20 protein-coding genes, 1 tRNA gene and 1 pseudogene are annotated in these 18,716 nt (G+C 65.2%); 11 read left to right on the plus strand and 11 right to left on the minus strand.

What is annotated here, in order from left to right:
* Positions 1 to 41 precede the first annotated feature (41 nt).
* The 3 genes from C493_RS12005 to C493_RS12015 form a co-directional block, all read right to left on the minus strand.
* Positions 42 to 449: a hypothetical protein gene (locus C493_RS12005; RefSeq protein WP_007259710.1), complete on the minus strand. Its 408-nt coding sequence runs from the start codon at positions 447 to 449 to the stop codon at positions 42 to 44.
* A gap of 70 nt (positions 450 to 519) precedes the next feature.
* The gene (locus tag C493_RS12010) at positions 520 to 1,101 is read right to left on the minus strand and encodes a VIT1/CCC1 transporter family protein (protein WP_007259711.1); all 582 of its coding nucleotides are present in this window, start codon (positions 1,099 to 1,101) and stop codon (positions 520 to 522) included.
* Between the two features lie 2 nt (positions 1,102 to 1,103).
* Positions 1,104 to 1,388: a DUF211 domain-containing protein gene (locus C493_RS12015; RefSeq protein ID WP_007259712.1), complete on the minus strand. Its 285-nt coding sequence runs from the start codon at positions 1,386 to 1,388 to the stop codon at positions 1,104 to 1,106.
* Between the two features lie 132 nt (positions 1,389 to 1,520).
* On the opposite strand from C493_RS12015, the gene C493_RS12020 reads away from it, so the two are divergent.
* Entirely contained in the window at positions 1,521 to 2,882 is a 1,362-nt protein-coding gene (locus tag C493_RS12020; protein WP_007259713.1) for an oxidoreductase, read from the plus strand.
* A gap of 6 nt (positions 2,883 to 2,888) precedes the next feature.
* Here the strand turns inward: C493_RS12020 and C493_RS12025 are convergent, their stop codons facing one another.
* The 3 genes from C493_RS12025 to C493_RS23855 form a co-directional block, all read right to left on the minus strand.
* Entirely contained in the window at positions 2,889 to 3,665 is a 777-nt protein-coding gene (locus C493_RS12025) for a rhodanese-like domain-containing protein (protein ID WP_007259714.1), read from the minus strand.
* A gap of 126 nt (positions 3,666 to 3,791) precedes the next feature.
* Positions 3,792 to 3,864 (minus strand) — tRNA-Gln (locus C493_RS12030).
* Between the two features lie 127 nt (positions 3,865 to 3,991).
* A complete protein-coding gene (locus C493_RS23855; RefSeq protein ID WP_007259715.1) occupies positions 3,992 to 4,783 on the minus strand; it encodes a homing endonuclease associated repeat-containing protein in 792 nt (263 codons plus the stop codon).
* Positions 4,784 to 4,898: 115 nt separating this feature from the next.
* On the opposite strand from C493_RS23855, the gene C493_RS12040 reads away from it, so the two are divergent.
* The 3 genes from C493_RS12040 (at position 4,899) to C493_RS12050 (ending at position 6,884) form a co-directional block, all read left to right on the plus strand.
* Positions 4,899 to 5,501, plus strand: coding sequence for an IMP cyclohydrolase (locus C493_RS12040; protein ID WP_007259716.1), 603 nt, complete (start codon positions 4,899 to 4,901; stop codon positions 5,499 to 5,501).
* A 410-nt stretch (positions 5,502 to 5,911) separates the two neighbouring features.
* Positions 5,912 to 6,370 (plus strand): peroxiredoxin, encoded by a 459-nt coding sequence (locus tag C493_RS12045; RefSeq protein WP_007259717.1) that lies wholly within the window; start codon positions 5,912 to 5,914, stop codon positions 6,368 to 6,370.
* A gap of 94 nt (positions 6,371 to 6,464) precedes the next feature.
* Positions 6,465 to 6,884 (plus strand): Hsp20/alpha crystallin family protein, encoded by a 420-nt coding sequence (locus C493_RS12050; RefSeq protein WP_007259718.1) that lies wholly within the window; start codon positions 6,465 to 6,467, stop codon positions 6,882 to 6,884.
* Here the strand turns inward: C493_RS12050 and C493_RS24230 are convergent.
* The gene (locus tag C493_RS24230) at positions 6,806 to 7,210 is read right to left on the minus strand and encodes an alpha/beta hydrolase domain-containing protein (protein ID WP_394295412.1); all 405 of its coding nucleotides are present in this window, start codon (positions 7,208 to 7,210) and stop codon (positions 6,806 to 6,808) included. The two genes, C493_RS12050 and C493_RS24230, sit on opposite strands and share 79 nt — an antisense overlap.
* A gap of 41 nt (positions 7,211 to 7,251) precedes the next feature.
* Here C493_RS24230 and leuS point away from each other — a divergent pair, with 41 nt between their 5' ends.
* The 3 genes from leuS (at position 7,252) to C493_RS12065 (ending at position 11,361) form a co-directional block, all read left to right on the plus strand.
* Positions 7,252 to 9,903, plus strand: coding sequence for a leucine--tRNA ligase (gene leuS / locus C493_RS12060; protein WP_007259720.1), 2,652 nt, complete (start codon positions 7,252 to 7,254; stop codon positions 9,901 to 9,903).
* A 328-nt stretch (positions 9,904 to 10,231) separates the two neighbouring features.
* Positions 10,232 to 10,369: a hypothetical protein gene (locus C493_RS23060; RefSeq protein WP_161606895.1), complete on the plus strand. Its 138-nt coding sequence runs from the start codon at positions 10,232 to 10,234 to the stop codon at positions 10,367 to 10,369.
* 173 nt (positions 10,370 to 10,542) lie between these two features.
* Positions 10,543 to 11,361 (plus strand): YqjF family protein, encoded by an 819-nt coding sequence (locus C493_RS12065; protein ID WP_007259721.1) that lies wholly within the window; start codon positions 10,543 to 10,545, stop codon positions 11,359 to 11,361.
* 49 nt (positions 11,362 to 11,410) lie between these two features.
* Here the strand turns inward: C493_RS12065 and C493_RS12070 are convergent, their stop codons facing one another.
* The 3 genes from C493_RS12070 to C493_RS12080 form a co-directional block, all read right to left on the minus strand.
* Positions 11,411 to 12,403 (minus strand): alanine dehydrogenase, encoded by a 993-nt coding sequence (locus C493_RS12070; RefSeq protein ID WP_007259722.1) that lies wholly within the window; start codon positions 12,401 to 12,403, stop codon positions 11,411 to 11,413.
* A gap of 568 nt (positions 12,404 to 12,971) precedes the next feature.
* Entirely contained in the window at positions 12,972 to 14,633 is a 1,662-nt protein-coding gene (thsA, locus tag C493_RS12075) for a thermosome subunit alpha (protein ID WP_007259723.1), read from the minus strand.
* Positions 14,634 to 14,855: 222 nt separating this feature from the next.
* The gene (locus C493_RS12080) at positions 14,856 to 15,413 is read right to left on the minus strand and encodes a KH domain-containing protein (RefSeq protein WP_007259724.1); all 558 of its coding nucleotides are present in this window, start codon (positions 15,411 to 15,413) and stop codon (positions 14,856 to 14,858) included.
* 242 nt (positions 15,414 to 15,655) lie between these two features.
* On the opposite strand from C493_RS12080, the gene C493_RS12085 reads away from it, so the two are divergent.
* The 4 genes from C493_RS12085 (at position 15,656) to C493_RS23440 (ending at position 17,556) form a co-directional block, all read left to right on the plus strand.
* Positions 15,656 to 16,300 (plus strand): hypothetical protein, encoded by a 645-nt coding sequence (locus C493_RS12085; RefSeq protein ID WP_007259725.1) that lies wholly within the window; start codon positions 15,656 to 15,658, stop codon positions 16,298 to 16,300.
* Positions 16,301 to 16,734: 434 nt separating this feature from the next.
* Complete coding sequence (locus C493_RS23065; RefSeq protein WP_161606896.1) at positions 16,735 to 16,908, plus strand: hypothetical protein; 174 nt, start codon at positions 16,735 to 16,737, stop codon at positions 16,906 to 16,908.
* 176 nt (positions 16,909 to 17,084) lie between these two features.
* Complete coding sequence (locus C493_RS23070; protein WP_161606897.1) at positions 17,085 to 17,252, plus strand: hypothetical protein; 168 nt, start codon at positions 17,085 to 17,087, stop codon at positions 17,250 to 17,252.
* A 136-nt stretch (positions 17,253 to 17,388) separates the two neighbouring features.
* On the plus strand, positions 17,389 to 17,556 hold the full coding sequence (locus C493_RS23440; protein ID WP_162832293.1) for a hypothetical protein: 168 nt from the start codon (positions 17,389 to 17,391) through the stop codon (positions 17,554 to 17,556).
* Between the two features lie 69 nt (positions 17,557 to 17,625).
* Here the strand turns inward: C493_RS23440 and C493_RS23075 are convergent.
* A pseudogene (locus C493_RS23075) lies at positions 17,626 to 18,716 on the minus strand (serine protease); the annotation flags it as partial.

The following is an 18,716-nucleotide window of genomic DNA, read 5'->3' on the forward strand; positions in this document are numbered from 1 at the left end:
AGCGATCGTGCCTTCCTCCTACTGACGGGCGGGAGCCACCGTCAGTCGGTCGTTCGCACGGGAGCGTCGTCCTGCCGTGCGAGGAGACCAACTGTGGCACCCGAAACCGTTCCGCTCAGCATTACGAGCGCGCTTCGCTTCGGTATTCGCCCTCGGAGGGCAGCCTCGAGGAGCATGAGCGTATCGAGTACGTCGATCAGGAGGGCGATGCGGTCCCACTCGCGACGGGTCGTTCCGGACGCCGTCAGCTGGCCGACCCCCAGTCCGAGCGCGCGAATGCACGCGTACCGAAGCGCGACGTCGGCAGAGTCGCCGTTCGTCGAGAGGCCGTACCACCGACCGAGCGTGCGCGGAAAGAGGAGTCCGATCGTTCCGAACACTACGCGAAACCAGGGGAGGTATCTCGAGAGGGCGTCGACGGTTGGTCGATTCGTAGCCGATCTGGTCATACAGTCGACAGCTCGGCGGCAAGCGACGTGATGCTTTTTGTCGGCGGCTGATACGTCCACCCGAATCGGTTCAGCCGGGCAGGACGACGTTGATCGCAGCAACGACGATGCCCGCCAATCCCATGCGGACCGCCGCGACGTACCACCGCTGTCTCGAGATCGAGGCCAGGTAGATCCCGAACGTCGCCAGAATCCCGATTCCGACGAGGATCGACGCGATTACGGCCTGAAACATCGTGAAGACGACGCCCTCGAAGGCGAGCGGTGTGAGTGTCAACAGGACGGCCAGAATCGGTCCCGTCGCGCTCGCCGTGGCGTGGACGATCTGTGCCGCCCGATGTTCGCGCTGGACGCGGGTGTCCTCGAGTTCGGTGAGCATCGCCCGCTCGAGGCGTTCTTGTTCGGCCAGCGCCTCCGCCCGCTCGATCTCCCAGACGCTCCAGACGCCCGAGGTACCGAGCCCGACGGCCGCGCCGAGGCCGATCGTGACGGCGGTGAGCCCGTCGCCGACGCCGGAGAGGTAGGCGCCGACGACGACGCCGATGCTCGTCAGCGTCCCGTCGAACCCGTTGGCGATGAAGTATCGCCGGGAGATCGACCGAACGTCTTCCTTTCCGAGGACGCGCCGGAGGCGATCGAATCGGGCGCCCATCGTCAGCCGTCGATCCAGGGATCGTCGGCCGTTCGCGAACCGCAGGCGACCTGATCGATCGAGTGAATCGACGCGCTCAGATCCTCAATCTCGGCTCGGACCCTCTCGAGGTCGAGATCGTCACCTTCGATCGTCACGCGAAGGGTTTTGACGGTTTCGTCGACCTCGACTACCGTCGCCGTCGCCGCGTCGATCCCCTCGAGGTCACTCAGTTGCGTCGCGAAGGTGACGACGCCGGGGTCGTGCGGTTTCAGTACGTCAAGAACGAGTCGCCGTATCGGTGCCATGACGGGGTAAACGACAGAGCGAGTGAAAGAACTACGGGCGACGGTGGTCGTCTCCTGCTCCGAACGATCCCTCGAGTGGACCTGACCCCAGCGGCAGTCTCTTGTAGGAGTCCCTGATACCACGTGACGTATATGGCCTCCCTCGAGGATCCGATTCGAATCGGCGGCTGCGAGATCCCGAACCGACTCTATCGCGCGCCGCTGCTCGAGTGTGCGGGCAACGGTCCCGACGCCGTCGATACCCTCATCGACGACCTCGAACCCGCGGCTGCGTCGGGCGTCGGTCTCGTCTGCCAGGGGGCGACGATCGTCCGCGGCGACGGCGGCTGTGCCGCACCGGGGATGACCCGGGTCCACGATCCGAGTTTCGTCTCCACACTCTCCCGACTGACCGACCGGATCCACGACCACGGGGGCAAGATTTTCATTCAGCTCGAGCACGGTGGGTTACGAAGCATGGAAACCTGGCACGCGGAGTACCGACGCGAGCACCCGAATCTCGAGCAACTCGCGGTCTCCGAACCGCCGTGGCAGTTGCGCCTCGCGGACCGTCTCGGCTTCCTCGAGTACGATCCACACGTCCTCTCCACCGACGAGGTCTACGAGCTAGCGGCTGATTTCGGCCGTTCGGCGGCCTACTGCGTCGACGCCGGCTACGACGGGATCCACCTTTCGGGGGCCAATATGGGCATCATACAGCAGTTTCTCTCGCCGTTCTACAACCGCCGCGACGACGAGTTCGGCGGTTCGCCCGAGGCCAGACTCGAGTTTCTCGCGCTCGTCCACGACGAGATTCGCGAGCGGGCCGGCGACGTCCCGCTGCTGACGAAGGTCCCCGCCGAGACGCCCGCGCCGCCGTCGCCGATCGTCCGACAAAAGCTCTCGCTCGAGGACGGGATCGAGATCGCCCGTCGACTCGAGCGGATCGGCTACGACGCGATCGTGCCCGTCGAAACGTCGGTCGTCTGGGATATGAGCATCGTCCGCGGCGAGTATCCCGAGCGGGCGTGGTCGAACGAACAGCTTCAGGCGGCGTACGACGCCGCGTTCGGCGGCCCGCTGCGGCGCCGACTCGTCGCGCTCGGGAACCGACTCGAGTCGCTGCCGTACGGCTTCGAACCCGCGTGGAACGAGGCGTTTTGCAGGCGCGTCCGCGAAGAAGTCTCGATCCCGGTGCTCGCGGAGGGCGGGATTCGCGAGCGAGCGCAGATGGATCGGTTGCTTGGCGCCTCGAGCGACGCGACCGCGGACGACGGCGCGGCCTGCGATATGGTTGGTATGGCCCGGCCATTCTACGCCGAACCGAGAGTGGGTGCGCGGCTGCTCGAGTCGAACGGCAAGGACGGGCGTTCGTCGCGGAACCCGCGCGTACTCTGTGAGAACTGTAACAACTGTACGGTGCCCCAGGCGACGGGCGCACCTGGAATCTGTCGCACGCCGTCGGTGTTACGGCGGCGCGGCGACCTCGAGCGCGAGGGCGCCTACGAGCGGTGAGTCGAGCTACGGCGGCGTGACGGTCTCGCTCGTGAGCTCCTCGAGGGTCACTTCCGTCGTGTAGTCGGGCGCGTCTACTTCGAGCACCGACTCTTCCTCGAGGCCGGTAAAGTGCAGCGTCAGTTCGTAGGTTCCGTCGGCGTCGACGACGCTTCGTTCGCGCTGGTCGCCGTCGACCGTCCTGACGTCGACGTACTCGCCTTCGTACGCCGGATCCGACTCACCCTGCACGTGATAGGCCGGGAGGTCGAGGTCGGTGTCGTCGACCTCGTCGCCCTCGACCGGGTAGCCGGCGTCGACCCACTCGTTGAACCCGTCGTCCAGCGCGTAGACGTTCTCGTGTCCGTCGTCGATCAGCGCCGCGGCGCGCTGGACGGCCATCGCGTGCGGACAGACGCAGTAGGTGACGATCCGATCGTCCGTCGGCCACTCGGCGACGGGGTCGTCCGCGTCCCGTCCGTCGGGTGCGGGGCTCAACGCAGCGCCCGTGATCCGCGCGTCTTCGAACGAACTCGCGCCGCGGGTGTCGACGGCCCGTGCCTCCCGTCGCAGGTACCAGTAGTAGACGTCCTCGAGGGGCGCCAGCGGCACGTCGACGCCGTCGTGCTCGAGCGTCTCGTAGGCGTCGGTATCGATCGTCCGTTCGGCGGGCTCCGTCTCGGGTTCGGAACCGTAGCCGTCGGTCGCCCCCGTCCCGTCGTCGGCGTCGTCGTCTCCCAGACAGCCAGCGAGGGCTCCGACCGTCGTCACCGTTCCGGCCACGAGAAACCGCCGTCGATTCATGGATTTATTCGATCCGTTTTATTCAGATAGCTCTTTCGGTTCAATAACGGTGTCGAAGACCCCTTCGTTTCGGGTGGAGAGTCGGCGTCGGGACTGGGGAGCGTACTCGAGTCGAAAGAACGGAAGTAGTCCATCCTGGATTCGAACCAGGGTCGAAGCCCCCAGAAGGCTTCAGGATTGGCCACTACCCTAATGGACTGACATGTTTCGTCGGTCTCCGATTGCCGACGACGTACCAGATAGTAGTGGGGGTGTATATTAGAGTGTTACGAACTGATCCGAGAATGGGTCTATGTGTCGAACGGCGTTCGTATTGGTACCACCACTCATAGGGGACTCTCTCTTGGCGGTTCGTAGTGTTCTCGTCGATGACAGTTGGCACAGAGAACGGTACACTGTTCGATCTCGACTTGTATCCGTTCTCTCGTCCGATTGTCCGCGACCAACCGTGTGACGCTCGCCTCTTTCGTCGCGTCGTCGTGATGGTAATCCAGACAACCGGGGTTAGACTCTCGACACCGGTCGCAACCCGTATCGCGTTTTCGGTCGTGGACCCATCGACGGCGTTCTCCGATCGGTATCGTGTAGTGGTGTTTTCGATGACAATTTGCACAGAGAACCTCGCATTTTTCGATTTCTTCACGGAGTCGTTCTTTCCCATAGCCGTAGGTCACCATCTTCCCGACCGCCATCTCCTTCGTCTCCGTATCGACGTGGTGGAAATCGAGACATCCGGGAGTATCGATTCCACACCGCGAACACCCTCGGTTCCGTTTTATCTCGTTCAGCCACGACCGATGCCGAGAACGACGGCGTAACGATCGCTCCGTATTCCACTCGACGTTTCGATAGTGCCACCGCTGGTCGACCGAGAGCTCCTCCCAGACGAGATCCGGGGGCAGATCGACGTCATCCGGTTTCGGCTTTACACGGGTTCCTGTCGACGGACTCGTCTCGAGTCCGGCGGCTTCTTTCGCGTCGTTCCACCCACCACACGTTCGAATGATCGTCGCCGAGGCCGGCGTCAACCCCAGTTCCTCGTACTGCGCTTTCGTCGGCGACTCGCCGAGTCGCTGTGCGGCTTCCCGCAGCGCCTCGAGACACGCTTCCTCGCTCATCACACCCCCGTTGGCCGCCCCATCACTGATAAACCCGCGGCCGAAATCGGGACGACCAATCGACGATGATGCACAAATCGATACGCATTTTCCTCGTCGCTGTGCACAGTCGCGTATGTACGTCGGACGATTCGTCGTCGTCGGCCCCGAGGTCGGCGCCTACCGCGTCTCCTCACGCTCGTTCCCGAACCGCGAGATCACCGCTCGAGACGAGGCTCTCACCGTCGGGCCCACCGCGGACGCCCCCGAGACGGACAACCCCTACGTCTCCTACAACTGCCTGCGCGTGGTCGACACGCCGACGGGCGAGACGGTCGCCTTCGGCAACGGCTCGCACGTCGATCCGATCGCGGAGAAACTCGAGCTCGGCTACCCAGCTCGAGACGCCCTCGCGGAGAGTTTGCTGGCGCTGGACTACGAGAAAGACGACTACGACACGCCCCGCATCGCGGCGACGATCGGCGGCGGTGACGACGGCGAGGCGCTGATCGGCACGGTCAGGAAGGACGCCCTGCTCGTCGAGACGGTCGACGAGCCGACGCTCGTGGCCACCTACGAGAAGAACGCGCCCGAATCGTTCGCAGACGAGTTCACGGCCGAGAGCGCTGCGGACGCCGCGAGCGAGGCCTACGACCTCGAGTTCGAACATGCGGTCTGTGCGGCCGGCGTCGCCCGGACCGACGACGGCTTCGAGACGGCGATCGAGAACGGCGACTAGACGACCGTTCTCGGATCAGTTCGTTTTCGTCGGTTGCTCGCCTCTCGAGTCGGTCGCTCTCGAGGAGCAGAGACGGGATCGTGGCCTCGAAACGGAGCGTTCTGGATCGTCACGCCAGAGAATCCCCACGTCGCTCGTGGGCCATCTCGCGTTCCGTTCGCCCCCTCGAGGCGACCACTCCGCGTCGCACAGTTTCATCGCGTGACCAGTTCGCAGGACCGCCGGTCCGCGCAGTTCGCGCTCGCCGTTCCCAACCGACTTCTCTTCCCGGGCGCTTCGAGCCCGCCACCGCACGTGGGCCGATCGAGCCCGAGCGAGACGTAGTTCTCGCTTTCGAACGCGCCCGTCGACCGTCCGACGGATCAGGACGTACCGCAAACGGTTTTTCCGCGTCCCACGGGAGTAGGAATATGCCACTCGAGGAAGGCGACGACGCGCCGACCGTGACCGCGCGAAACCAGGACGGCGACGAACGCACGCTCGCGTTCGACGAGCCGACGGTCGTCTACTTCTACCCGAAAGACGACACGCCCGGCTGTACGATCGAGGCCAACCAGTTCCAGCGCGAGCGCGAGACCTACCGCGAGGCGGGCGTCGACGTCTACGGCGTCTCGGTCGACGACGTCGACTCCCACGAGGACTTCTGCGAGCAGGAGGGCCTCGAGTTCGATCTGCTGGCCGATCCCGACGGTGACGTCGCCGACGCGTTCGACGTCGACCTGCTGGACAGCGGCGTCACGGCACGGACGACGTTCATGCTCGCCGACGGGGAGGTCCAGGCGGTCTACGAGAGCGTCGACCCCGACGGCCACGCACGGGACGTACTGATGGACGCGCTCGAGGACGGGCTGGTGACGCTCCCCGAGTAAGTCGTCCCCGTCGACTCGACGCGGCGCTGTCCCCCTCGCTTTTGACCTCGAGTCGCGGGCAGAATTTATCTCGCTCGAGGTTCTATGATCGTGTATGCGACGAAACCCGTTCGACGATATCGAGGAGATGCTCGACCGCGTCAGCCGACAGGTCGAAGAGGGAATGACGAGCGGGGGGCTGCAGGTTCCCGGCTCGGTGGCCGTCGACGTCGTCGACACCGGCGAGGAGTACCTCGTTACGGCCGATCTGCCCGGCTACGAGACCGAGGACATCGAACTGACGCTCTCGGAGGGGACGCTGCGCCTCGAGGCCGCCCGCGAGGACGAAGACGAGTACGCTGAAGGGCGATACCTTCGTCGCGAACGGACGCGCACGTCGGTGAACCGTCGGATTCGGCTTCCGGATCCGGTCGAAGAAGAGAACGTGTCCGCGGGCTACGAGGACGGCGTGTTGACCGTGCGGCTCCCGAAAGTCTCGGGAATCGACGAGTCGAAACAGATCGACATCGAGTAGCGGCCGACGCCGTCTCGAGGTCGCGGTTCGGCCGCCGCGACCGTGGGTGACGGCTCGAGCCGGCACCTGCAGTGTCTGCCGATCGTCGAGTCTGTGGTCCGCCGCAGTCGGTCGGCGGCGTCCGCCGGGAGCAACACGCCGTTTTCGACCGCCTCGTCGGCCGCGGCGGCCATCGCGGTCGTGTAGTCGTCGTGCGTCGGATACAGCTTTCCGAGTCGCTTCTCGCCGAACCGGAACGTCCGACCGAACAGCTCGCCGCTCGTCGCGTCGTAGCGGGCGACGGGACGTCGTCCGGCGGCAATCTCGGTCCCCTGCCGTTGGTGTATGGAAAGTTATACGGCGGCGACGCCCGGACACGCATACAAGAATGAGCGACGCGGGTTACGACCACGCGACGGTCGAACGACGGTGGCAGGAGGCGTGGGACGAGGCGGACGCCTATCGGACGTCCGACGACGTCGAGGAACCGACGTACGTCCTCGGCATGTATCCCTATCCGTCGGGCAAACTCCACATGGGCCACGTCCGCAACTACACGATCACGGACGCCTACGCCCGATACCGACGGATGACGGGCGACGAGGTGCTCCACCCGATGGGGTGGGACGCGTTCGGCCTTCCGGCGGAGAACGCCGCCAAGGAACGCGACACCAATCCGCGCGACTGGACGTTCGACTGCATCGACACGATGCGCGACCAGATGGACGCGATGGGCTTTGGCTACGACTGGGACCGCGAAATCGCCACCTGTACGCCGGAGTACTATCAGTGGAACCAGTGGCTCTTCTCGCGGTTCCGGGAGGAAGGACTGGTCGAGCGCCGGGACGCCGAGGTTAACTGGTGTCCCCACTGTGAAACGGTGCTGGCCGACGAGCAGGTCGAGGGCGAGGCCGAACTCTGCTGGCGCTGTGATACCCCCGTCGAACAGCGCGAACTCGAGCAGTGGTTCCTTCAGATTACCGAGTACGCCGACGAACTGCTCGAGGCGATCGACGACCTCGAGGGGTGGCCCAACTCGGTCCGCCAGATGCAACGCAACTGGATCGGCCGCCAGTACGGGACCGAACTCGAGTTCGATATCGACGGCCACGGCTCCGTCGAGGCCTTTACCACCCGCGTCGACACCATCCACGGCGCGACCTTCTTCGCGCTCGCGCCGGACCACCCGATCAGCGAGGCGGTCGCCGAGGAAGACGAGGACGTCCGCCGCTTTATCGACCACGAGGCCGACCCCGACGGCGACGAGCCAAACGGCGTCGCGACCGGCCTCACGGCGACCAACCCCGTCACCGGCGACGAGATTCCCGTCTACGTCGCGGACTTCGTCCTCTCGGACGTCGGCACCGGCGCGCTGATGGCCGTCCCCGGCCACGACGACCGCGACCACGCCTTCGCACAGAAGAAGGACCTCGAGATCGTCCCCGTTATCGCCCCCGAACCCGACGAGGGCGACGAGCCCGAGGCGCCCGACGTCAGCGAGGAAGCCTTCACCGACGACGGTGTCCTCATCAACTCCGGCGACTACTCCGGACTCGACAGTGAGACGGCTCGAGAGCGTCTTACGGAGGATATCGACACCGCCGAGGAGGCCACGCAGTACCAGCTGCGCGACTGGGGGATCTCCCGCCAGCGCTACTGGGGGACGCCGATTCCGATCGTCCACTGTCACGACGGTTGCGGCGCCGTCTCGGTCCCCGAGGAGGAGCTCCCGGTCGAACTGCCGGAGTTCATCAACACCACCGGGAACCCCTTAGACGCCGCCGAGGAGTGGCAGGAGACGACCTGTCCGGAGTGTGGCGGCGACGCGACGCGCGAAACCGACACGATGGACACCTTCGTCGACTCCTCGTGGTACTTCCTGCGGTACGTCTCGCCCGACCTCGAGGACGCGCCGTTCGACCGCGAGCGGACCAACGACTGGATGCCCGTCGACCAGTACGTCGGCGGCATCGAACACGCCGTGATGCACCTCCTCTATTCGCGCTTTTTCACGAAGGTGCTTGCCGACCACGAGGAGCTAGAGCACCGCGAGCCCTTTACGAACCTGCTGGCCCAGGGGATGGTGCAACTCGAGGGCGAGAAGATGTCGAAGTCGAAGGGCAACGTCGTCTCGCCACAGCGGATCGTCGAGGAGTACGGCGCCGACACGGCGCGGCTGTTCATGATGCAGGCCGCCCAGCCCGAGCGTGATTTCGACTGGAGCGAGGAGGGAGTTCGCTCGACGAACGCCTACCTCACACGATTGAAGGAGATGGTCGAGGAGTACGTCGCCGAGGAGCCCGACGGCGACGACGACGCCGTCGCGAGCTACGTCGCCGCGGAGATCGACGCGACGATCGCGCTGGCAAGCGAGGAGTACGACGACCTGACGTTCAACCGCGCGCTGCGCGAAGCCCAGGACCTGACCCGGACGCTGCGTCAGTACGCCGACTACACCGCCCCCCACGCTGAAACGTACGAGCGCGGGCTGTCGGCCGTCGTCCGCCTGCTCGCACCCGTCACTCCACACCTCGCCGAGGAGCTGTGGGACGAACTCGGCAACGACGACCTCGTCGTCGACGCGCCGTGGCCGACGGCCGACATCGACGCCGACCACGTCACGAAACGGCGCCGACTCGTCGAGAACACGCGCGAGGACATCCGCGACATCGTCGACGTCGCCGGCATCGAGGATCCGCAGGCGATCGACGTCGTCGTCGCCCCCGACTGGAAATACGACGCCCTGGAGATCGCCATCGAGAGCGACGCGCCCAATCTGATCGGCGAACTCATGCAAGAGTCACACATTCGGGAGCAAGGCGACGCCGCCGCCGACTACGGCCAGGACCTCCAGGCGGAGCGCGAGGCGCTGTCGATGACGCTCGGCCCGGACGAGGAGTACGACGCCCTCGAGGCCGCCGCCTGGCTGATCGAACGCGAGTTCGAGGCGCCGGTGACCGTCGTCCGCGCCGCGGACGCCGACGAGAGCGCGTTGAAAAACGCCGAACCCGGACGACCCGCGATCGAGATTGAGGACTGACGACGACCGTTCCGGTCGAGGGATACTTGCCTCGCGCCCCTCGACACGGCGTATGTCCTCCGTCCAGTGAGACCGCTCGCACCCGACACGTTTTGCCGCGAGTTCGATCGTCCAGCTATCACGTGACGAACGTATCGAATTCGTTATAAGCACTCCCGTTCGCTCTCGGAAGGACGACGGTCGACCCCGTCTGATCCGCTGAGACGCCACGCTCCGTCGGTAGCGTTCTGTGGCTTCTTTTCTTCCTCTCGAGAGCGAACGGCGCGGTTGCTTTCTACTGTTGTCGGGAGTATCCAGTACAGGAGAGAGATGTCAAGGTATATGGCAGATGATATATGGGCGGAACACTATCGCAGAGACCGACGCCGGTGCTGGCGGTGACGGTGACTCCGGCGACGAAGTGACGTTTACCGATACCGACGCTGACGTCGGCGACGGATCGATCGATCCGGACCCCGCCGACTGATCGCGCGGTTTCGATCCGATTTCGGTCGAATCGTTCCGTTTCCGATTGTGTTCTGTACCTGTGACTACCATCTGACTTGACCGCTGACTGGCTGTTTTATGCGCCTGTCGGACGTAGCTGCCGGTACGGTCCGTTGCAAGCGGACTCGAGGCTGCCGATCACTCACTACTCGAATGACACAACGAAACGAACGACAGCGACGACGTCGGTCACGCTCGCGAACCGATCCGTTCACCTGGCGATTTCTCGATGGATCGTCACCGACTGCCCCCCACGTCGCCTCGATGACGTGGCGCGACGGCCTGTTCTGTCACTGGCCCGTCGACCCCGACGCGTTGGATCCGCACGTGCCCGACGAACTGACGCTCGAGACGTACGACGGAGACGCCTGGCTCAGCGTTCTCCCCTTCGTCCTCGCGGATATCGGGCTCCGCGGCGCGCCGCCAATCACGCGGACCGCGATCGCCGAACTCAACGTTCGAACGTACGTTCGCTACCGCGGGGACCCGGGATTGTACTTTTTCAGTGTCGACGTCAGCAGTCCGCTTGTCGCGGCGTCCGTAGGGCGGACGACGCGGTTGCCGGTCTACCACGCACACATGCGCGTCAGTTCGAGTGGCGAGGAGGTCGCGTTCAGGAGTACGCGGGGCCAGACCGGACGGGGCGTTCGACCCGAGTTCGACGGCGACGATCCGCCGGCTCGATTCGACGCGACCTACCGCCCGAACGGCGAGGTGTTCAGACCGGCTCCCGACAGCCTCGCCTACTGGCTCGTCGAGCGGCGACGGTTCTACGCTCCCGAACGCAGGGGCGTTCTGGCCGGCAAAATCGCACACGAGCGGTGGCCGTTACGGCCCGCCGAGGTGACGATCACCGAGAACACGATGTTCGCCGCGAACGGACTCCCGGAGCCGACGGGCGAGCCGATCGTTCACTTCTGTGGCGAACTGCCGATCACCGGTTCGGTGCCGCGGTGGCTCCGAACGACGTGAGCGGCCTGACGCTCTCCGTCGCTTTTCGAGACCGGCGGAACCGCCGGAGCTACTGTTCGGTATCGATCAGTCCGAAATCGAGCCCGGACCCGCTCTCGCGGGCGTTCTCGTAGACGACGTGGGCCGCGGCGACGTCCTGGATCGCGAGGCCGGTCGAATCGAAGACCGTCACCCCGGTTTCGTCCGCTCGAGCGGGCTTCGAGCCGACGACGACCTCGCCGATTTCCGCGTGGATATCGTCGTCGGACAGCACGCCCGCGTGGTAGGGAACGTTGATCTCGCCCGAGTGGGTGCACTGTTCGTGGTCGTCGATGACGATCGTCGCGGACTGCAGGAGGTCGTCGGTCAGTTCGTGTTTCCCCTCGGCGTCGGCGCCGATGGCGTTGATATGGGTGTGGTCGCCGACGTCCTCGAGGTCGACGATCGGGTCCGAGACGGGCGTCACCGTCGACAGGACGTCACAGTGGCCGGCCTCGGCGACGGACCCGCTGCGGACGTCGAACTCGTCCCCGACGGTTTCGACGAACCGCGCGACGCGGTCGTCGTCCTGGTCGGTCACGACGACCTCTTCGATCGGTCGCACCTCGCTGATCGCCTGCAGTTGCGTGTACGACTGGACGCCGGCGCCGACGATGCCGAGACTCGAGGCGTCCGCAACGGCCAGGTGGTCGGTCGCGACGGCCGCGGCGGCGCCGGTGCGTTTCATCGTGAGCGTCGTCCCGTCCATCACGGCGAGGGGAACCGCCGTCTCCGGGTCGGAGTAGATCATCGTCCCGAGCACGGTCGGCAGGTCGTGATCCGTCGGATTGTCGGGGTGGACGTTGACCCACTTCACGCCGGCGGCGTCCCACGGCTCGGTCTCGAGATACGCAGGCATCGACCGGAAGTCGCCGTTGTACCGTGGCAGGTCGATGTAGGACTTCGCGGGCATCTGGGTGTCGCCGCGTTCGAAGGCCGCGAAGGCGGCTTCGACGGCGTCGATGACGTCGCCGAAGGCGGCGTGGGTGTCGACGTCGTCGCTGTCCAGGAGAAGCGTGTTCATGACGGCGAATATCGCGGGAACGCACTTAATTGGTCCTGAATCGACGGCCTGAACGGCTCCGTCGACAGAAGCCGGTAGGAGACGAACACGACAGGAGCAAGTGTTCCCCTGAGCCAACGCGCTCGAGGGCGACGCTGTGACTGGACGGGTGCGACGACGAATCCGCAGAAGCAGGTGCGAGTGCGGATTGGGTGGACCGACTCAAGTGAAATCGGTGAACGATGGCTCGAGCGGTTAGATGGACCGTCCATCCCCAATCGAATCGTTGGTGAGTGAGCGGTTCGGAGAACCCGAACGACGCCGTTCACCGAGCGCTTTGTACTAAATTTTGCCGAGGGCCGCCTTCGGTGGCCCGTGGTTCGAAAGGCGCTTCGCGCCTTTCGTCATCACGAGAGAGCTTCGCTCTCTCGAACGACAGAGCAAAATTCAGTTTCAGGCTCGCGGGTCGCGTTCGCTCCCCGTCTGCTCACGGGCGCGAAGCGCCCGTTCGCATGGTCCGCGGGATCGAAGATCCCGCGCTACTCGCCGTTTCGAGGTTCTCACTCGCTTCGCTCGTTCCGAACCTCGCCTACATCATGCCGCCCATGCCGCCGCCCATACCGCCCATGCCGCCGCCCATGCCACCGCCGCCCGGTGGCATCTCCTCGTCATCGTCGTCGTGGGAGACTGCGAGGTCGCCCGCGGCGATGACGTCGTCGATGCGCAGCAGCATGACTGCGGCTTCGGTAGCGGATTCGATGGCCTGGGTCTTCACGCGCAGCGGCTCGTAGACGCCTTCCTCGGCCATGTCGATCGTGTCGCCGGTGTAGGCGTCCAGCCCGGAGGCGGTGTTGCCGCCGTCGTGGTCGGCGCGAAGCTCGACGAGCGAGTCGATGGGGTCCAGCCCGGCGTTCTCGGCCAGCGTGCGCGGGATGACCTCGAGAGCGTCGGCGAACGCTTCGACGGCGAGCTGTTCGCGGCCGCCGACGGAGTCGGCGTAGTCGCGCAGGGCGAGCGAGAGCTCGATCTCGGGGGCGCCGCCGCCGGCGACGACCTTGCCGTCCTCGAGGGTCGTGCGGACCACGCCGAGGGAGTCCTCGATGGCGCGGTCGACCTCGTCGATGACGTGCTCGGTGCCGCCCCGGAGGATGAGGGTGACGGCCTTGGCGTCGTCGACATCCTCAACGAAGATGCGCTGGTCGCCGGCGATCTCCTTCTGGGCGACGGAGCCGGCGAAGCCGAGGTCGTCCTCGGTCAGGTCGTCGACGGAGGAGACGGGCGTGGCGCCGGTCGCGCGGGCCAGCTGGGACTGGTCGCTGGACTTGACGCGGCGGACGGCGATGATGCCCTCCTGAGCGAGGTAGTGCTGGGCCATGTCGTCGATGCCGCCGTCGACGAAGACGACGTCGGCGCCGGCGTCGGCGACCTGCTCGGCCATCTCGCGGAGCTGGGCCTCTTCCTGCTCTAAGAACTGCTCTAACTGGTCGGGGTCGGTGACGTTGACCTCGGCGTCGATCTCGGTTTCCTTGATCTCTAGGTCACCGTCGACGATCGCGACGGAGGCGTCCTCGGCGAAGTACGGCATGTTGTCGGAGACGCGTTCCTTGTCGACGATGACGCCCTCGACGAGCTCCGAGTTCTCGATGGAGCCGCCGACGACCTTCTCGACTTTGATGTTGTCCGTGTCGACGCCGTCGTCGTCGGCGACGGCCTGGACGGCCTCGACGACGAGTTCGGAGAGGAGGTCGCGAGCGCTTTCGGCGCCCTTGCCGGTCATCGCCGTGGCGGCGATCTGGTGGAGGATCTCGTCGTCGTCCTCCTCGACGTCGATGGCGACGTCCTCGAGGGCCTCCGTGGCTTCCTCGGCGGCCTGGCGGTATCCCTGGGCGAGGGTGGTCGCGTGGATGTCCTGGTCGAGGAGGTCCTCGGCCTGGCTGAGGAGTTCACCGGAGATGACGACGGCGCTCGTGGTGCCGTCGCCGACCTCGTCCTCCTGGGTCTCGGCGACTTCGACGATCATGTCCGCGGCTGGGTGGTCGATCTCCATCTCCGAGAGCAGCGTCACGCCGTCGTTCGTGACGATGACGTTGCCCGAGGAGTCGACGAGCATCTTGTCCATCCCCTTCGGTCCGAGCGTCGTTCGGACGGACTCGGCGACGGCCTTGCCGGCCTGTACGTTCATCGACTGTGCGTCTTTGCCGGAGGTCCGCTGGCTGTCCTCCGAGAGAACGATAAGGGGCTGGTTGCCCATCTGCTGTTGTGCCATAGTCAGTCGATGGATTGTTTGTGATTCTATAAAAGTCTTTCGAGACAGCCTGAGTCTAATCCCCGTACGGAGACGCTGTACGGTTGATTCCCGGCGAGATGGGTACTCCTATTTATATCCTTCTCGAGTCGGCCGACAGTGAAAACCAGTCCGTCGGTGTGACTCGAGTCGGCGGTAGCAAAGAGCGGAGAGAGTCGTTCGACGCGGTCAGGACTGTCCGCCGGGGAACCGGTGGTACTCCATGCCCTGATGTTTCATCTCGTTGTGTTTCTCCTCCAGGAAGGAGTAGACCGCGCCGTGTGGCGCGCCGTCTAGGAGCATCTCGGCGGCGGTGCGGACGGCGTCGACCTCCTGCGGTGCGCCGATCACGCCCAGCGTCGAGCCGTAGATGACGACGTCGGCGCCGGTCAACTCCTCCATGAGCTCTCGCGTTCGGCCGTCCTCGCCGATGAGGCGACCCTTCTTGCGTTTCATGTCGTTCGTGTTGCGCGCGGCGGCGTCGATGTCGACGACGTCGAACAGCATCATCTCGTCCTCGAGCAGTCGCAGCGCCGCGTCGGGAGCGAAGCCGCGACCGATCGCGCGGACGATATCGGGGGCTTTGAGCCCGCTGACGGGGTCGCCGACGGTCTCGACGGCGACGGAGCCGTTCTCCGAGTCGATGTCGAGTCGCACCTCGGCTTTCGCCTCGATTTCGCGCATCGTCTCGCCGCCCTCGCCGATGAGAACGCCGATGCGGTCCTGCGGAATCTTCACGTGTTGCATACACAGCGATACTGGCTGGGCGAGGTTAAGACCTTGGTCCGCTCCCTCCAGATTCCGATACGAACACCGCTCGTCGGTCCCGACGCACTCGCAACCGGTTGCGGTTCACCGAGACGTCGGTACGGCAGACCGTCTCACTCGAGTTCGGTTCGAGGAGACGCGTCGTGCGGTCTCCTCGTTCGTTCGCTATTCGGGGGCGTCTTTCGACTGGTCTTCAACACGGTCTCGAGGCTACCATCCGTATGAAACGTCGACTGCTGTTGACGGCGGTTGCCGGGGCGGTAGTCGCAGGGTGTGTTACCGAGTCTCCGGACGGTGGAACGGGGACGGACGCAGGCGTATCGGCCGATAGCGACGCAGAAGATGACGGCGAACCGGCCGACGAGGAGCCGAGCGAGGTGTCGCTTCTCGATGCGTTCGAATCGGCGCTCGAAGACGGCGGTCTCGAGAACGTCGCGGTCGAGTCCGTCGACGACCGCGTCGAGATCGAATACCACGCGACCGGGGTGACCGAGGACGACGTCGCTGCCGAAATCACGCTGATCGCGGACGGGTATACGACCGCGACCGAACAGGGGCTGTCGTCGACACGGCTCGAGGCGACCGCCATCGAGCCGGCCACCGACGAGACGCTCGATCGGTTCTCGATCGAAATAGAGTGGATCGACGCGTACCTCTCGGACTCGATCGAGTGGAACGAGTTGCTGATGCGGATCGCGGAGACGTTCGTGACGGAGACGTCCTCGGAAGATGACGCTGTTGTCGAGGACGGTTCCGACGACGAAACCGAGGGAGGAGACGACGAGGGCGGCGAGAGCGACGAGAGTGAGGAGAGCGATGGGAACGAGACGGAGCAAATCGACGATGCTGACACTGATACCGAGTGATCGTTCAGCTGCGATGACCGACGCACTCGAGCGCGCGGTCGAACGATAATTTCTGACCGATCGGCCGACTCACCGGTCTACCAACTAACACTTGGCGAGCAGTTCTCGGAGGCGGAACTGGTGGTAAAACGAGACCGCGACCGGTCGATCGAAACGGCGACGGAGTTTCGGCGGACGGTCCGGAGTCGATGGAGGTCTCGTCGTCGACGCTGCACCAGCATCTACGGGAGGGTGTCCACCGTCTTCTCCGGGCGTTTCTCGACGACCGCTCGGAGTGAGGCATGCGATGGCGGCGGCGCTAACGTGCTTCGGTCGTCTGTGCCGACGTAAGTCGGCGCAGGATGGGTACTCTCCGGTCCCCTACGTTCGGATAGGACACGCGACGAGACCATCTCGCGTCGACGATACCACCGCGCATCGAACGTCCCGTACTCATGGCAGCAAACGATACGTCCAACGGCTCACGCACCGACCCCGAACGTCCCGCGATTCCGACGGCCATCGTCGCGGACGTCGATAGCACCGGCCGCGTCATGATATACGACGAGCGAACGCAGACGGCCTGGATCAGTTCGACGAACGCGGTCGCGCTCGAGCGGATGGTCTGAGTCGGACGACCGTCAGACAACCGGACGGCCTCTCCGTCGAAGACGCTCGTCTCTTCCCGATCGACGCCGCTGCTTCGACTGCAATTTAGGTTCGTTGCCGGCGTCTCCGTCGACGACACGACTGCACTCACACTCGCCGGCCGTGACGGTCGGCACCGTGTCCAGCGACGTACAATATGAACCGAGAACGCTCCCCGCGAGCCGATACACCGCTGTGCGAGGACGAGCGAGCGGCCTGGGAACACTTCCGGCGGACGGGGTGTATCCTCCCAGGATACGCACACGTGATCGCCAGGGAACTGAAAGCGAGTCGCGAGCGCGACGGCGAGCACGAATCGACGTGATCGGCCGACCCGGTCCCGCGACCGTACTCGAGGCGGACGCTGGACTGGGTCCGTCTCGCCCGACGTCGGTCGGGGGTTCTCCGCTCGAGAAACCGCGGACGTACGGCCGACTCGCGACCAGTCACCGGCACACAGCATGACGACACACATCAAACTACACGGATCGAAGGCCCAACGGTTCGAGGCGATCAAACTCGAACTGAGCGAACGGATGGGGTACGAACTGAGCAACCCCGAGGCGCTCGGACTCCTGATGGCCGGTTTCGAGCCCGACGGACGTTCCGACGGGGCGGACGATCACTGACCGGACCGCACCGACCGAATCCGTGCTCCGGAGGTGACCCCGAAACGCCCGATTCGGACCCCTCGACGGCTACTCGCCGAGCGTGACCCGCGTGGTCTCTTCGGTCGTCTGTCCGAAGTAATCGGTCGCACGGATCGTGACGTCGTACGGCGCTTCGTCGCCGTCGAGGGCATCGTCCCGGAGCGACTCGCTCCCCGATGCCTCCTCACCCCGCGCCATCGAACTCGTGTCGGCGACGACCGTCTCGTCGTCGGCGCGGACTAACTCGAGTTCGACGCCGTCGAGTTCCGCGCCCTCGTCCGAGACGGACCACTCGACGACGGCCTCGGGCGTTCCGAGGAAGTCGTCGATCGCCACCTCGAACCGATCGATCTCGGGTGCGGGAGAGCGTTCGTCGAGCGAAACCGTGTCGCTCTCCTCGGCGGTGTTGCCCTCGGCGTCGGTGACCGTCAGCGTAACGTCGTACTCCTCGCCCGCTCCCTCGAGTCGGTCGCTGTTTCTGACCGTGTGAACGCCGCTCTCCTCGCCGCCCTCGACCTCGGAGGCCACGCGGTGGAGCGCCTCGTCGTCGTCCGCGTACCGGAGTTCGGATTCGACGAGTTCGAGTTCGCCATCGCGGTCCGAGACGTCCCAGTGGACGGCACAGCGGACGAACTGGCCGTTGCTGTCGTCGGTGAGTTCGAAGCGTTCGACCGTCGGCAGCCCGGGCTCCGGATCGGTTTCGACTCGCACCGTCTCTCCGGTCGCGCGTTCGTCGTCCCCGTCGGCAACCGCTTCGATCTCGTACTCGGTTTCGGGCTCGAGTCCCGCAAGGTCGTCCTCGTAGGCGCCGATGGACTGCAGGGACTGTGAGTCCGTGGCGTCCCACTCGTCGTCGCCGGCCTGACGGACGCGAAACGACACCGCGACCTCGTCGGCGTCGCTCAGTCCGTCGAGTCGCCCGCTCGCTTGGAGCGTGCGGTGATCGACGGCTTCGACGTCGCCGGTTTCGACGGCGAGGTCCTCGAGGCCCGTCGCGAACGTCACGACGTTCGCGGTCGCCGTCTCGTCGCCGTCGTCGAGAACGGCGCGGACGTCGTACTCGGTTTCGGGAGTCAGGTCCTCGAGCGCGGCGCTGAACTCGTCCTTCTTGGTGGGCGTCCAGTGCCTCATCGATGATC

It is taken from the genome of Natronolimnohabitans innermongolicus JCM 12255, from assembly GCF_000337215.1.
Lineage (GTDB): Archaea > Halobacteriota > Halobacteria > Halobacteriales > Natrialbaceae > Natronolimnohabitans > Natronolimnohabitans innermongolicus.